Here is a 14390-nt window from a genome sequence, read left to right on the forward strand (position 1 = left end):
GGCCGTCCGGCTCCGCTCCCCGCCGGGGAGCCGGACGACCGGCCCCTCAGCGGGGGCGCGGGCCGGTCGTCCGGGGCTGGGCGGGGTTACTTCATCTCCAGGTCCCGGCGCCGGAATCCCGCCGCGGCCGCGGCGAAGAGCGCGACGGCGATCAGGGTGAGAAGCAGCATCGGCGTCCAGCTCATGTCCTCGGCCGGAAGCTGCGGGACGTGCCCGAAGGGCGAGAGGTTCTTCATCCAGCCGGGGAAGTCGAAGAGCTGACCCAGATAGCCCGTGACGAATCCGTAGATCGGCACGATCCAGGCCACCGCCCCGGCCCTCGGCACCCAGGCGAAGAGCACCGCAGCGACACCGCCCGTCACCCAGAGCGCCGGTGCGTAGGCGAGGGAGGCGCCGAGCAGCTTGGGCAGCATGTCGGCCTCGCCCACCGAGGCGGCGCCCGAGGCGCCGATGCCGAGGCCCCCGGCCAGCAGGACGAGCGTGCCTCCGACGACGGCCATCGTCAGGTGGCTGAACATCCAGCGGGTGCGCGACAGTCCCGTGGCGAGCAGCGGTTCGGCGCGGCCCCCCGTCTCCTCGGCACGCGGACGCAGCGCGGCCATGACGACGTAGACGGACGCGACGACCGCGAGCACGATCATGACGGTCCCGGCGAAGGAGTCGGTGACCGAGCCGCCGAGCTTCTCGACCGCGTTCTTGAACTGGTCGATGTCCTCGATCATCTGCTCGACGTCGCTGAGCAGCGAGCCGTACATCATGCCCAGGAGCACCAGGCCGGCCGTGAACCCGGCCAGCAGCCCCCGGTGCAGCCGCAGCGCGAAGCCGAGCGGAGTGGTCAGGAAGTCGCTGGCGCGGGGCGCGCCGCGGCGCGCGGGCCGGAGCCCGGCACCCACGTCGCGACGGGCGCTGAGGCGGTATCCCACGGCACCGAGCACGAGCGCGCAGCCGAGCCCGAGCAGCACCGGCCACCAGCGGTCGTCGACGAACGGGTAGGCGCGCTGCGCCCAGCCGATGGGCGAGAGCCAGGAGAGGAACCCGTTCCCCACGTCACCGGCGGCCCGCAGGGCGAAGGCGGCACCGAGCACCGCGAGCGCCATGCCGGAGGCCGCCCGCGTGTGCTCCGTGAACTGCACGGTGATGGCGGCGACGGCGGCGAAGACGAATCCGACGACGGCGTGCACCGCCGCGTAGACCAGAGCACCCTGGGAGTCGATCCCGTCCAGGTTCAGGCCGGGCAGCCCCACGGCGAGGAGCAGCGCGAGGAGGACGTTCGCGGTGACGGCGACGGCGAGCGCCGCCGTGAGCGAGGCGTACCGCCCGACGACCCCGGCGCGGACCAGCTCGGCCCGGCCCGTCTCCTCCTCGGCGCGGGTGTGGCGGACCACCATGAGCACGCTCATCAGACCGACCAGCAGCGTGGTGTAGGCGATCATCTGGTGGCTGAGCATGGCGCCGAAGTCGTACGGCTCTTTCAGATAGTGGCTCGGGCCGGTCATCGCCCTGCCCGCCGGACTGTCCAGGGTCTCCGCGATGTTGGCGCGGTCCTTGGCGTCCGCGTAGGTCGCCTTGAAGTTGTTCGCCGTGCCGAGAGTGCCGAGAAAGAGCGCCAGGACCCAGACGGGCAGGCGCACGCGGTCGCGGCGGAGCGCGAAGCGGAAGAGGACGCCGGTCCCGGCGAGGGCGTTGCCCCCCGCGGGCTCCCGTTCGCGGCCCTGCCCGGCCCGGCGCCCGGTGTCGGGCGCGGTGGTGCGGGTCGTGCCGCTCATCGTCCGTTCCCTCCCGCGTCCACGGCGGTGTCCTCGTCGATCCCGGCCATGCCGTGCCCGTTCGCCGTCAGCTCGTCGCCGTAGTGCCGGAGCATCAGCTCCTCCAGCGTCGGCGGGTGGCTGGTCAGGCTGCGGATGCCGAGCGCGCTGAGGTGGCGCACGGCCTCGTCCAGGTGCGCGCCGTCGACGGCGAAGTGCACGCGGCCCGCGTCCGTACGGACGTTGTGCACGCCCGGCAGCGCGTCGAGGCCCTCGACGGGGCGGTCGGTCTCGGCCTCGATGGTGGTGCGGGTGAGATGCCGCATCTCGCTGAGCGTCCCGGACTGCACGATCTTGCCGAGCCGGATGATGCTCACGCGGTCGCACAGCTTCTCGACCTGGGCCAGGATGTGGCTGGAGAGCAGGACGGTCCTGCCCTCGTTCTTGGCCCGCATGATGACGTCCTGGAAGATGACCTCCATCAGCGGGTCGAGCCCGGCCGTCGGCTCGTCGAGGAGCAGCAGCTCCGCGTCGGAGGCGAGCGCGGCGATGATGGCGACCTTCTGCCTGTTGCCCTTGGAGTAGGTGCGGCCCTTCTTGGTGGGGTCGAGGTCGAAGCGCTCGATCAGCTCGTCCCTGCGCCCGGAGTCGATGCCCCCGCGCAGCCGCGCGAGCAGATCGATGGCCTCGCCCCCGGTGAGGTTCGGCCACAGCTCGACGTCGCCCGGCACGTACGCGAGGCGCTGATGCAGCTCCACCGCGTCGTCCCACGGGTCGCGGCCGAGCAGGGTGGCCTTCCCCGCATCCGCGCGGAGCAGCCCGAGGAGAACGCGGAGGGTCGTGGACTTTCCGGCTCCGTTCGGCCCGAGGAACCCGTGCACCTCTCCGGCCCTGACGTCGAGATCGAGCCCGTCGAGCGCACGAGTCCGGCCGAAGGTCTTGACGAGACCCGAAACGGAAATCGCGGTGGTTGTTGCCGTGGTCATGCTTCTGAAGCTACGCTAGTTTCACAAACTTGTGAAGTTAAGGAACCGTTAGGATCCCTCGTACGAGCGAGTGCACGAGGAGAAGCTGAGAACGTGGCAGCAGAACAGACCGCCGGGGACGACAGCGGGAGCGAGGCCCGCAGCGAGGCCCTGCGGGAGTACGAGGCGAGGATGTCCCCCTTCGTCGAGCGCTTCGCCGCCGACCTGACGGAGGCCGGGATGCAGCGGATGGCCGCCCGCGTCTTCGCCTGTCTCCTCGCCTCCGACGACGGCGCGCTGACCTCGGCGGAGCTGTCCGAGCGCCTCCAGATCAGCCCCGCCGCCGTCTCCGGCGCCGTGCGGTACCTCTCACAGGTGCGGATGGTCAGCCGCCAGCGCTCCCCCGGCTCCCGCCGCGAGATCTACATGCTGCGCCAGGACGTCTGGTTCGCCGCGATGACGGACCGCGAGCCGCTCATCAACCGCTGGACGGCGACGCTCGACGCGGGCGTCTCCTCCCTCGGCGAGGACACCCCGGGCGGCCGCCGCCTCCTGAAGACGACGGAGTTCCTCCGCTTCCTCCAGGGCGAGCTGCGGGATGTCCTGAAGCGGTGGCACGAGACCCGGGAACCGGACGGAGCGGGCTCCGACACCTCCGACACGGTCACGAACCCCGCGCCTTCTCCCTGAACGACTGAACAGGGGCTGCCTCTTGCGGCTTCGTCGCAGACCGCCGCGCAACGGCAAGGGGCAGCCCCTACTCGGGCGAACCGCCGGGCACATGCGCGTCGAGGGCGGCACGCAACAGGGGCTCGGCCTCTTCGGTTCCGGTCGCCAACTGGAGCGCTCCGCGCGACCGGAGCTGGGCGATCCCGTGCAGGTTCGCCCAGAACGCGCCCGCCGCCACCCGGGGGGACGGATGCCCGGGCCGTGCCACGGCCAGCAGGGACACCAACTCGTCGAAGAGCGGCAGGCTGGTCCGGCGCAGTCCCGGCCGCTCGCTCTCCAGCAGGTCGTGACGGAACATCAGCTCGTACATCCCCGGGCGCTCGCGCGCGAAGTCCAGATAGGCCCGGCCCAGCGCGAGGAGCCGGGCGCGCGGGTCGTCGCCGGGGGCTCCGGCGGCCTCCAGCTCGGCCGCGAGCGCGGTGAAGCCCTCCCTGGCCACGGCGGAGAGCAGCGCGAGATGCGTCGGGAACCAGCGGCGCGGCGCCCCGTGGGAGACCCCGGCCCGCCGCGCGATCTCCCGCAGCGACAGCCCCTGCGCGCCCTCCAGCGCGACCAGCTCGACCCCGGCCCGTACGAGCCGTTCCCGCAGCCCCTCGTCCTCGTGCCCCTCGTTCATGGCCACTGTCTACCAGCGAGCGTAGACACTGTCTACTTCAGCCGTCGGGCCTCACGCTTCACGCCCCGGGGAGCACCAGCCGCCAGCCCTCCGGCACCACGGTCCACGTACGGGTGCGCACCGGGCCGCCCACGCGGGCGTCCGCGCGGTAGCGGAACGCCGTTCCCGAGACGGTGACCACCCGCGCCCGCTCCACCACGGGCCCGTCCGGAGCCCCCGCCCCGGACCCCGCCCCGGACCCGGCCCCGGCCCCGGCCCGCACCGTCACCTCCGCGAGCCCCGGGCCCGCGGCCGTACGGACGGAGACCTCCGTCACCGGCAGGTCCAGGTCGGCCAGCACCCGGCCGTCGGCCTCGACGCGGAGCGCCTGGGCGACCTGCTCGCGCTCCGCGGGCTCCGTCAGCAGCTCCCCGGGCCGGTCCTCGCCGCCGCGCATCCCCTGCGGCAGCACCGTACGGGCGAAGGACCGGCACACCCGCCGCCACGGCGAACGGCCGTCCCCGTGCGCGCCCGCGTCGCGGGCGGGCGGCACCCCGCGCCGGCCCGCCCCGGGCGACGCCGGGATGTGCAGGCCGCCGAGGACGACCCCGCCGTCGTCGTCGACCAGCAGGTCGAGGCGGCGCTCGCCGCCGCCCAGCACGGCGCGGGCCGCGGAGACCGCGTCGGCGGGCACGCCCAGGCCCCGGGTCAGCGCCACTGTCGGCGCGGCGCCCACCGGCACCACCGCGAGCGCCGCCTCGGGCAGCCCCCGGTCGCGGTGCAGGAACTGGACGGCGCGCAGCAGCGCCCGGTCGTTGCCGACCAGCACGGGGCGCCTGCTGCCGCGCCGCGCGAGGGCCCGCGCGGTCTCCTCCGGGTCCTCCGGCAGGCACACCTTCACCCCGGGCGCGCCCGCGCACAGCACGTCGCGCGCGATGCGTACGGACTCCCCGTCGGTGAGCCTGGCCACGGGATCGACGACCACGAGGAGCGGTGTCCTCGCGGGATCTGGAGCCGACACCTCGGTCCTTCCTCATCGGAAACGGCGGCTGCGGCACGTCGCGCACAAGTCGCACACACGTTCGCCGCGGGGACTCCCTGTTCGTCACCCGAGAGAATTGTTCGGTAATCTCTCGGTGCAAGAGCCCCTGTCGCTGTTGCGCCAGGGGCTTCCTCTATCTGGGGCACCGGTCCGCGGCTCTTGCGATGGCGAAAAGCGCCATGCACGTGGGACATGCCCCGCCCGGAAGGGGTGTACGCCTGTGCCCGCACTCGTGCTGCTCGGTGCTCAGTGGGGTGACGAAGGCAAGGGAAAGGCCACCGACCTGCTCGGTGGGTCCGTGGACTACGTGGTGCGCTACCAGGGCGGCAACAACGCCGGTCACACGGTCGTCGTAGGCGACCAGAAGTACGCGCTCCATCTCCTCCCTTCCGGAATCCTCTCCCCGGGGTGCACCCCGGTCATCGGCAACGGTGTCGTCGTCGACCCGCAGGTCCTGCTCTCCGAGCTGAGCGGACTGAACGAGCGCGGCGTCGACACCTCCAAACTCCTGGTCAGCGGTAACGCGCACCTGATCACGCCGTATCACGAGACGCTCGACAAGGTGACGGAACGCTTCCTCGGGAAGCGCAAGATCGGCACCACGGGGCGCGGCATCGGCCCGTCCTACGCTGACAAGATCAACCGCGTCGGCATCCGCGTCCAGGACCTCTTCGACGAGTCGATCCTGCTGCAGAAGGTCGAGGCCGCGCTCGACTTCAAGAACCAGGTCCTCGCCAAGCTCTACAACCGGCGCGCGATCGTCGCCGAGCAGGTCGTCGAGGAGCTGCTGGGCTACGCCGACCAGATCAAGGGGTACGTCGCCGACACCACCCTGATCCTCAACAACGCGATCGACGAGAACAAGGTCGTCCTCTTCGAGGGCGGCCAGGGCACGCTGCTCGACGTCGACCACGGCACGTATCCCTTCGTGACCTCCTCGAACCCGACCGCGGGCGGCGCCTGCACGGGCTCGGGCGTCGGGCCGACGAAGATCAGCCGCGTCATCGGCATCCTCAAGGCCTACACGACGCGGGTCGGCGCCGGCCCCTTCCCGACCGAACTGTTCGACGAGGACGGCGAGGCGCTGCGCACCATCGGCGGCGAGTTCGGCGTCACGACGGGCCGCAACCGCCGCTGCGGCTGGTTCGACGCGGTCATCGCGCGCTACGCGACGCGCGTCAACGGCCTCACGGACTTCTTCCTCACCAAGCTCGACGTGCTGACGGGCTGGGAGCGCATCCCGGTCTGCGTGGCGTACGAGATCGACGGGCGGCGCGTCGAGGAACTCCCCTACAACCAGAGCGACTTCCACCACGCGAAGCCGGTCTACGAGTACCTGCCGGGCTGGACCGAGGACATCACGAAGGCCAAGACCTTCGACGACCTCCCGCCCAACGCCAAGGCCTACGTGAAGGCCCTGGAGGACATGTCAGGGGCTCCGATCTCCGCGATCGGCGTCGGCCCGGGCCGCGACGAGACGATCGAGGTCAACTCCTTCCTGTGACCCGCGCGTTCGGCCCCGGGCACCCTTCCGGGTGACCTGGGGCCGAATCGTGTCCGGGCGCCGCCCACCAGCCACACGCTCGCTCCATGGACGAGCGCACGTCTCACATGCGGGTCGAGGACTTCGAAGAGATCGCCTCCAGGGCCCCTGAGACCGTCACCCTGGAGTTCCTCGACGGCCGCATCACGGAGAAGGCCGCCCCGGACGGGAATCGCAGCACCATCCTCGCGTGGTTGACCAGGCGCTTCCTGCGGGCTCGCCCGGAGCTGTGGCTCCAGTCGGCCCCACGGGTCAAGGTGGGTGGACTCCGCAGGGCGAGGGCACGTCCCGACGGAGCGCTGACACCCGCGAAGTCTCTCGTCGAACAGGGCCCCTGGGCCGACCCCGACAGCGTCCTCCTGGTCGCCGAGGTCACCTCGTACGACGCCGACACCGACAAGCAGGACCGTGTCGAGAAGCCGCGGGCCTACGCCGAGGCCCTCATCCCCGTCTATCTGCTGATCGACCGGGACGCCGGTGAGGTCATCGTTCACAGCGAACCGGACGGAGTGCGTACGAGCGCATGGCGCGTATCCCGTTCGGGAAGAACGTCGAGCTGCCCGACCCCGTCGGCATCACCCTGGAAACCGAGCAGCTCAAGGAATGGGCGCGCTGAAGGCGCCTACGCTGCGGGCATGCCGCACCGAGGATCTCCGCACCCCGCACCGGAGGCGCCCGCCAGGGAGTGGGTCGCCCATGACGAGGCCGTACGCCGTGACACGTACCGGCTCCCCGCGCGGCCCGAGGACCCCGCCCTCGCGCTCTGCCACGGGAACGGGCGGGTCCGGGAAGCCGCCCTGCGCGGGCCCGGGGTGCCCCGCGCGCTGCTGCCGCTCGTCGTCGTGCGCTGCGCCGACTGGGCCGGGCCCGTGCGGGAGGCGGCGCGGGAGGTGCTGGACCGGAGCGGGGCCGGGGAGCTGGCCGCCGTCGCGCACGTGGTGCTGCGGCTCGCGGGCCGGCGGCACGGCGGGTACGCGGCGGAGCTGCTGGCGGCCCGGCTCGACGAGGACCCCGGGGTACGGGAGGCCGCGCTGCGGCACTCCGCGCGCGAGGTCCGCCGCTGGGCCTGGCGGCGGGCCGAGGAGCGGTGGGGCCTGCCGACGGAACGGTTCGCCGAGGGGGCGCTCCGCGACCCCGACGTCCTCGTCCAGGTGCGGTGCGCCGAGGCGGCGCTCCGGGCCGGGGCGCCCGTGCCCCCGGACGTCCTCGACCGGCTCCTCACCGCACGGGGCGCGCGCGTACGGGCCGTGGCCGTCACGGCGCTGCGGCGGCACGGCGAACCGGGCCGGGCGAGGGGTTGGCTCGACGACCGCTCGTCCCACGTCCGCGCGTGCGCGCAGTGGGCGGTACGGCAGGCGGGCGAGGACCCGCTCCCGCACTACCGCGAGGCGCTGGAGCACCCGGCCGCCCCGCCGAGCGCCGTCGCGGGGCTCGGGGAGTGCGGAGGCGCGGAGGACGTCCCCGTGGTACTGGCCTGCCTGGACGATCCGCGTCCCGCCGTACGCGGCGCCGCCGTCGGGGCGCTGCGGGCGCTCGGGGGCGTGTCCGTGGCGCGGGTGCTGCCGCTGCTGGACGATCCGTCGCCGGGCGTGGTCCGGCGTGCCGTCGAGGCGCTGCTGCCCGAGGCGGGGTCGCTGCCGGAGGCCGTGCTCGTGGCGCGGGCCGCGCCGGGGCGGGAGCCGCGTGCGCGGCGGTACGCGCTGCGGCTGCTCGACGCACGCGGCGGTCTCGCACCGCTGCGCGTGGCCCTCCGCCAGGCCCACGACCCGGACACCGGCCCCCACGCCCGTACGGTCGTCCGCCGCTGGACCCCGCGCGACGCGGGCGCGCTGGTGGCGGCGCTGCCCCCGTCCGAACGGGCCGCCCTGAACGCCGAGATCACCCGGGCCGGACCCGCGCTGACCCCCTACACGGTCCGCTACCTCCGCTGGATCACCGGCCTGCGCGACGCCTGACGACCCGTCGGTCTGACGGGCTGTCAGCGACCCCGGGGCCGCGCGTCACTCATGTGCAGGAGTCTGCCAGTGCCCCTCGTGCCCCCGGCCGGGCTAAATCCCACCACTTACGGACTATTCACGATCACATCCGATCAGATCGTGGGAATGGTTGGCCTCGCAAGGGCGCACTCCCTCCCGAGTGCCTCGACGAGCAAGGAGCACCACACATGCGATTCCGTACCGCCACCGCTGCCGCCGCCCTCGCCGCCGCCGCCGTCCTCGGCTCGGCCGGCAGCGCCTTCGCCTGGGGCAACAACGGCAACGACGGCCCCGGCCACGACGGCAACAGCAAGAGCCGCATCGCCACCATCAAGGACTACATCGACAACTACGAGGACGCGATGATCACGCGTATCTCGGAGCGCAGCGACAACGACTCCTCGGTCTCCTCGGAGTTCGAGAGCGAGTCGACCAACGTCGTCGGCAACGTCAGCAACGACCACAGCGGCGCCCGCACCGGCGGCATGTACTTCGGCTGACCCGCAGCACGCGCCACTCACGCGCCCGGCCCCGCCCGCACAGCGGGGCCGGGCGCGCGGCTATGCCGGGACCGAGGCGGTCCTCGGCTCCGGCCGGGTGTCCGGGAGCAGCGCGAAGCAGCCCAGGCTGAACAGCGCCAGCACCGTCAGATACGCGGCCACGCCCCACGGCGGGCCCTCGCCCGCGCCGTCCGTCAGCGCCGTCGCGACGAGCGGGGTGAGCGCGCCGCCCAGCACGCCCGCGAGGTTGTAGCCGACGGCGGCGCCCGTGCAGCGCACCCGGGGCTCGTACAGTTCCGGCAGATAGCCCGCGACCACCGCGAACATCGTGACGAACGCCAGCATCGCGCCGACGAAGCCCGTGACCATCCACACCGGCTCGGCCGTGTGCAGCAGTCCCGCCATCGGGAACATCCACAGCGCGCTCGCCGCGCAGCCCGCCAGGCACAGCGGCCGCCGTCCGTAGCGGTCGCCGAGCAGCGCGACCAGCGGGGTCGCCGCGCCCTTGAGCGCGACGGCCGCCATGACGCAGGCGAGCATGACGGTACGGCTCACGCCCAGCCGTTCCGTCCCGTAGGCGAGGGACCAGGTGGTCACCGCGTAGAAGACCGCGTACCCCGTGGCCAGCGCGCCCGCCGTCAGCAGCACCAGGCGCCAGTGGCGGCGCGCGACCTCCGCGAGCGGCGCCCCGGCGCGGGTGTCCGACTCGGCCAGCGCGGTGAACTCCGGGGTCTCCGCGACCGAGGTCCGCAGCAGCAGCCCGGCCACGGCCAGCAGGCCCGCCGCCCAGAACGGCACCCGCCAGCCCCACGAGGCGAACTGGGCGTCCGTCAGCGCGGCGGACAGGGCCAGCGTCACGCCGTTGGCCAGCAGGAAGCCCACCGACGGGCCGATCTGCGGAAAGCTCGCCCACAGGCCCCTGCGGTGGGGCGGCGCGTGCTCGGCCGTCAGCAGCACGGCCCCGCCCCACTCGCCGCCGAGGCCGAGCCCCTGGAGGAAGCGCAGCACGAGCAGCAGCGCGGGCGCGGCGATGCCGAGCGTCGCGTACGTCGGCACGCAGCCGACCGCGACCGTCGCCGCGCCGGTGAGGACGAGCGAGGCGAAGAGGACCGGGCGGCGTCCGTAACGGTCGCCGATGTGACCGAAGACGACCGAGCCGAGCGGCCGGGCGACGAAGCCGACGCCGAAGGTGCCGAACGCCGCGAGGGTGCCGGCCAGCGGCGAGAACGTCGGGAAGAAGAGCGGCCCGAGGACGAGCGCGGCGGCCGTCCCGTAGATGAAGAAGTCGTAGAACTCGATGGCCGTGCCCACGAGGGACGCCGAGGCCAGGCGCAGCAGGGTGGGGGGTTTGTTCGTTTTGCGCATGCCGCCGCCCTACCCCCGTACGCCCCCGCGAGCCGTGGCCCACGGGGGCGTACGGGAGTGCGCGGCGCTACTTCAGCGCTGTGACCAGCACCTCGAACGCCGGGGTGCGAGGCGTGAAGGGCGCGAAGTGGCCGACACCGGGCAGCAGATGGAGCCTGCCGCCCCAGTTGTTGCAGTACCGCCGGGACTGCTCGATCGGGACGTCCGTGTCCGCCGTGCCGTGCAGGATCTCGACGGGGATCCGCGGCAGCAGCCGCATCGGGTCCGCGTCCCACATCAGCGAGGACACCTGCTCCTCGCCGCCCAGGAACTCGGCGACGGCCCCGTCGCTGAGCCGCTGCTCGTGCGCCAGCGCCAGATCGGCGACGGGCGCGACCACGACCGCGCGGCCCGCCGCGCGCTCCCGCCTGGACGCCGCCCACAGCGCGAGGTGCCCGCCCGCGGAGTGGCCGAGCAGCACGCTCGGGGGCGTGCCGAGGTGTTCGAGCGCGGCGTCGACGTCCTCGACGGTCGTGGGCCAGCCGCCGCCCCCGCCCACCCGGCGGTACTCGATCAGGTCCACGCGCATCCCGCGCCCCGCGAGCGCGGCGGCGAACGGCGAGAGGTGCGTGCGGTCCCACGCCTCCCGCCAGTAACCCCCGTGCAGCAGCGCGATCCTCGGGCCCGTGGCCTCCGCCCCGTACACGTCGACGACCTGGGACGGGTGCGGTCCGTACCGCTCCACGGCCTCCGGGCGCACCGGCTCCAGGGTCAGCAGTGCCTTTTCCTCAGCGTCGCTCATCATGGCCCCCCGCCTTAAGTGAGCGTGTCACGCAGAATCTCCCCCAGGACGCGTGCGGCTCGCTCCACGTCCCTGAACGCAGTGTAGAGCGGGGTGATGCCGAAGCGGAGTACGCCGGGACGACGGAAATCCCCGACCACGCCGCGCTTGACGAGCGCGTCCATCACCGGGCCCGCCGCGTCGGCCGGTTCGCACAGCAGCGAGACCTGGCTGCCGCGCCGCCCGTGCTCCACGGGGGTGAGCGGGGTGACGGCGCCCTCCGGGACGTACGTACGCACGCAGCGCAGGAAGAAGTCGCCGAGCGCGAGGGACTTGGCGCGGACGGCGTCGATGTCCACGCCCTCCCACACGGTCAGCGCCTCTTCGAGCGCGGCCATGGAGAGGATGTCCGGCGTGCCGACCCGGCCCCGCGTCGCGCCGTCCGCCGGGACGTAGGCGGGCGCCATCGCGAACGGGTCGGCGTGCCCCGTCCAGCCGGGCAGCGGCGAGTCGAAGCGGGGCTGGAGGCCGCGCCGTACGTAGAGGTACGCGGGCGAACCCGGCCCCCCGTTGAGGAACTTGTACGTGCAGCCCACGGCGAGGTCCACGCCGTGCGCGTCGAGCCCGACGGGGAGGGCGCCCGCGCTGTGGCACAGGTCCCACACGGTGCGGGCGCCCGCGGCGCGGGCCGCCGCGGTGATACCGGGCAGGTCGTTCAACTCGCCGGTGCGGTAGTCGACGTGGTTGACGAGCAGGGCCGCCGTCGCCGGGCCCAGCGCGTCCGGCATCGCGGCTGCGGGCAGCGCGGTGAGGGTGGCGCCGGTCATTCTCGCGGCGGACTCCGCGAGGTACCCGTCCGTGGGGAACGTCGCCTCGTCCACGAGGAGTTCGGTACGGGCCGGGTCGTCGGCGGCGGCGAGGCGGAGGGCCGCGACGACCGCCTTGAAGACGTTGACGCTGGTGGAGTCGCCGACGACGATCTGGCCCTCGGCCGCGCCGACGAGAGGGGCGATCCGGTCGCCGATCCGCTCCGGCGCCGTCCACCAGCCGGACTCCTCCCAGGAGCGGATGCGGAGTTCGCCCCACTCGTGGGTGACGACGTGCGCGAGCCTCGCGCCCACGCTCTTGGGCAGTGCGCCCAGGGAGTTGCCGTCGAGATAGACGGTGCCGTCGTCGACCTCGAACGCGCCCCGCTTCGCCGCGAGCGGATCGGCGCCGTCCCTTTCCTGAGCCTCTCGTACGAGTTCATGCTCTGTGGTCACATCAGCCCCTTCCGCTGGTCCGGCGAACCATGCCGCCCCGGCATGGGGGCCTGCGCTTGCCAGCCCTGCGCCTTGCGCAGACCTCCCAAGCGCAGCAGGGAGAAGCGAACGTGCCCCGTCAGGGAGTGCCCCGTCAGGGGCGCGGGACTGTGTCCACGTGCGGCTCCGCCACGCGGGCGCGAGCGCGCGCAGCGCAGCGGTTCCGGGTGCGGGAGGTGCCCCGTCAGGGGCGCGGGGAACTGCGCGATCAGCCACGACGCAGGCGCGGGCTGCGATGCACATGGCCGGGCAGACGGGTTGCAGCCCCGAGGGGCGGCGGGGTCGGAGGGGGCGCAGCGCATAGGTGCGGTGCGGTCAGACATGGCTGCGGGCCGTCCACAGCTCCGGGAACACCTGCTTGGCGGCGCGCTTCTCCAGCCAGGCGACCCCGGCGGAGCCGCCCGTGCCGGTCTTGGCGCCCATCGCGCGGCGCGTCGCGACCAGGTGGTCGCTGCGCCATCGCCACACCAGCTCGGCGACCTCGGTGAGTCCCTCGCCGAGACGGTGCAGGACACCCTCGGAGTCCCCGGTGTAGATCGCCACCCACGCTGCCTCGACCGCCGGATCCGGCTCGTACCGCTGCGAGACGTCGCGGCGCAGCACATGCTCGGGTATCTCCGCGCCCTGCCGGGCGAGATAGCGCAGCGCCTCGTCGTAGAGGCTCGGCTCGTGCAGCGCCTTCTCCAGCTCGGCGTGGACGCGGGGCGCGCCCCGGTGCGGGACGAGCATCGACGCGGACTTCTCGCCGAGCAGGAACTCCATGCGCCGGTACATCGCCGACTGGAAGCCGGAGCCCTCGCCGAGCGCGCTCCGGTACGAGTTGAACTGGACGGGTGTCAGGTGGGCGAGCGGCTCCCAGGACGCGTTGAGCGACTGCATCTCGTACGTCGAGCGCTTGAGCGCGGCGAGCGCGGTGTGCGGGTCGTCGTCCCGCAGGGCCTCGGCCGCCGTGTGCCACTCGTGCACGATCACGGTGAACCACAGCTCCATGACCTGGGTGGTGACCAGGAAGGCCATCTCTCCGGGATCGCTGGAGAGGGGGTGCTGGAGGTGGGTGAGGACGTCCGCCTGTACGTAGTCCTCGTAGGGGGTGGTGCCTGCGAAGTCCAGATTCGGCGCCTGGGCGGGCTGGACATCGGAGTCGTGCGACATCGCTGTCTCCATCGACGTGAGCTACCGGGTAGCGGTCCGCTCCTTCCTGACGGCGTCGGAGCCCCGGTCCCCTCGGGCCCTCATGGGGGCCCACAGCGATGATGCGCGAGGCCCGCTCGCGGCGGCAAGCGGGCCTTCGGCATATGCCCCGGTGATCAGGACGTGATCAGGGCGGGGATCAGGACAGGGTGGCGGCCGCGGTCGGCGAGCTGTCCTTCAGGAACTGGGTGCAGCGCTCGTGCTCCTCGTCCTCCCCGATCTCCCCCGCGGCGCGCGCGAGGGCGTGCAGGGCACGCAGGAAGCCGCGGTTCGGCTCGTGCTCGAACGGCACGGGGCCGTGCCCCTTCCAGCCACTGCGGCGCAGCGCGTCGAGGCCCCGGTGGTAGCCGGTACGGGCGTACGCGTACGACTCGACGGTGCGGCCCGCCTGGAACGCGTCGTCGGCGAGCTGCGCCCACGCCAGCGAGGACGCCGGGTACCGCGCGGCGACCTCGGCGGGGTCCGTGCCCGCCGCCAGCAGCTCACGCGGCTCGGGGTCGTCGGGGAGATGGGTGGGGGGCGGTCCCCCCAGGAGGTTCTCGTGAATGGACATACCCCCAAGTGTGCCGCTCGCTACCACGGGGGTGTCAGCCGGATCATGGCTCGCCCCCCGCTCCGGGGTGCCCGGCGCCCGCCCCCGGGCAGGGGCTGCCCCTTGCCGTCCCGCTGCGGGCCGCA

At 73.3% G+C, this 14390-nt stretch carries 13 protein-coding genes; 4 read left to right on the forward strand and 9 right to left on the reverse strand.

Annotated features, from left to right (window positions below; translation table 11 throughout):
* Positions 1 to 86 precede the first annotated feature (86 nt).
* Together ABD343_RS22365 and ABD343_RS22370 are read right to left on the reverse strand one after the other, a co-directional pair.
* Positions 87 to 1766 (reverse strand): ABC transporter permease, encoded by a 1680-nt coding sequence (locus ABD343_RS22365; protein ID WP_344530981.1) that lies wholly within the window; start codon positions 1764 to 1766, stop codon positions 87 to 89.
* Entirely contained in the window at positions 1763 to 2731 is a 969-nt protein-coding gene (locus ABD343_RS22370; RefSeq protein ID WP_344530983.1) for an ABC transporter ATP-binding protein, read from the reverse strand. The genes ABD343_RS22365 and ABD343_RS22370 overlap by 4 nt, the downstream gene beginning before the upstream one ends.
* Positions 2732 to 2824: 93 nt before the next feature.
* Between ABD343_RS22370 and ABD343_RS22375 the strand changes: the two genes are divergently transcribed.
* Positions 2825 to 3400, forward strand: a complete 576-nt coding sequence (locus ABD343_RS22375) for a GbsR/MarR family transcriptional regulator (protein ID WP_425578242.1) — start codon at positions 2825 to 2827, stop codon at positions 3398 to 3400.
* A 67-nt stretch (positions 3401 to 3467) separates the two neighbouring features.
* Here the strand turns inward: ABD343_RS22375 and ABD343_RS22380 are convergent, their stop codons facing one another.
* Both ABD343_RS22380 and ABD343_RS22385 read right to left on the reverse strand, forming a co-directional pair.
* Positions 3468 to 4055, reverse strand: a complete 588-nt coding sequence (locus ABD343_RS22380; RefSeq protein ID WP_344530985.1) for a TetR/AcrR family transcriptional regulator — start codon at positions 4053 to 4055, stop codon at positions 3468 to 3470.
* Positions 4056 to 4113: 58 nt separating this feature from the next.
* The gene (locus ABD343_RS22385) at positions 4114 to 5055 is read right to left on the reverse strand and encodes a diacylglycerol kinase family protein (RefSeq protein WP_344530987.1); all 942 of its coding nucleotides are present in this window, start codon (positions 5053 to 5055) and stop codon (positions 4114 to 4116) included.
* 241 nt (positions 5056 to 5296) lie between these two features.
* Between ABD343_RS22385 and ABD343_RS22390 the strand changes: the two genes are divergently transcribed.
* The 3 genes from ABD343_RS22390 to ABD343_RS22400 all read left to right on the forward strand — a co-directional run bounded on the left by ABD343_RS22390 (position 5297) and on the right by ABD343_RS22400 (position 9095).
* Positions 5297 to 6580 (forward strand): adenylosuccinate synthase, encoded by a 1284-nt coding sequence (locus ABD343_RS22390; protein WP_344530989.1) that lies wholly within the window; start codon positions 5297 to 5299, stop codon positions 6578 to 6580.
* A gap of 86 nt (positions 6581 to 6666) precedes the next feature.
* Positions 6667 to 8574, forward strand: coding sequence for a Uma2 family endonuclease (locus tag ABD343_RS22395; protein ID WP_344530991.1), 1908 nt, complete (start codon positions 6667 to 6669; stop codon positions 8572 to 8574).
* A gap of 209 nt (positions 8575 to 8783) precedes the next feature.
* The gene (locus ABD343_RS22400) at positions 8784 to 9095 is read left to right on the forward strand and encodes a hypothetical protein (protein ID WP_344530993.1); all 312 of its coding nucleotides are present in this window, start codon (positions 8784 to 8786) and stop codon (positions 9093 to 9095) included.
* A gap of 60 nt (positions 9096 to 9155) precedes the next feature.
* Here the strand turns inward: ABD343_RS22400 and ABD343_RS22405 are convergent, their stop codons facing one another.
* From ABD343_RS22405 to ABD343_RS22425, 5 genes are all read right to left on the reverse strand, one after another.
* Entirely contained in the window at positions 9156 to 10433 is a 1278-nt protein-coding gene (locus tag ABD343_RS22405; RefSeq protein ID WP_344531310.1) for an MFS transporter, read from the reverse strand.
* A 94-nt stretch (positions 10434 to 10527) separates the two neighbouring features.
* On the reverse strand, positions 10528 to 11241 hold the full coding sequence (locus ABD343_RS22410) for an alpha/beta hydrolase family protein (RefSeq protein WP_344531311.1): 714 nt from the start codon (positions 11239 to 11241) through the stop codon (positions 10528 to 10530).
* Between the two features lie 14 nt (positions 11242 to 11255).
* On the reverse strand, positions 11256 to 12482 hold the full coding sequence (locus ABD343_RS22415; RefSeq protein WP_344530995.1) for a kynureninase: 1227 nt from the start codon (positions 12480 to 12482) through the stop codon (positions 11256 to 11258).
* 354 nt (positions 12483 to 12836) lie between these two features.
* Positions 12837 to 13673 carry a tryptophan 2,3-dioxygenase family protein gene (locus ABD343_RS22420; protein ID WP_344530997.1) on the reverse strand — a complete coding sequence of 279 codons (837 nt, stop codon included), beginning with the start codon at positions 13671 to 13673 and terminating at the stop codon, positions 12837 to 12839.
* A 178-nt stretch (positions 13674 to 13851) separates the two neighbouring features.
* Positions 13852 to 14265 carry a DUF3151 domain-containing protein gene (locus ABD343_RS22425; protein WP_344530998.1) on the reverse strand — a complete coding sequence of 138 codons (414 nt, stop codon included), beginning with the start codon at positions 14263 to 14265 and terminating at the stop codon, positions 13852 to 13854.
* Between the last annotated feature and the right edge of the window lie 125 nt (positions 14266 to 14390).

Origin of the sequence: Streptomyces albiaxialis (assembly GCF_039530985.1) — a bacterium.
GTDB lineage: Bacteria > Actinomycetota > Actinomycetes > Streptomycetales > Streptomycetaceae > Streptomyces > Streptomyces albiaxialis.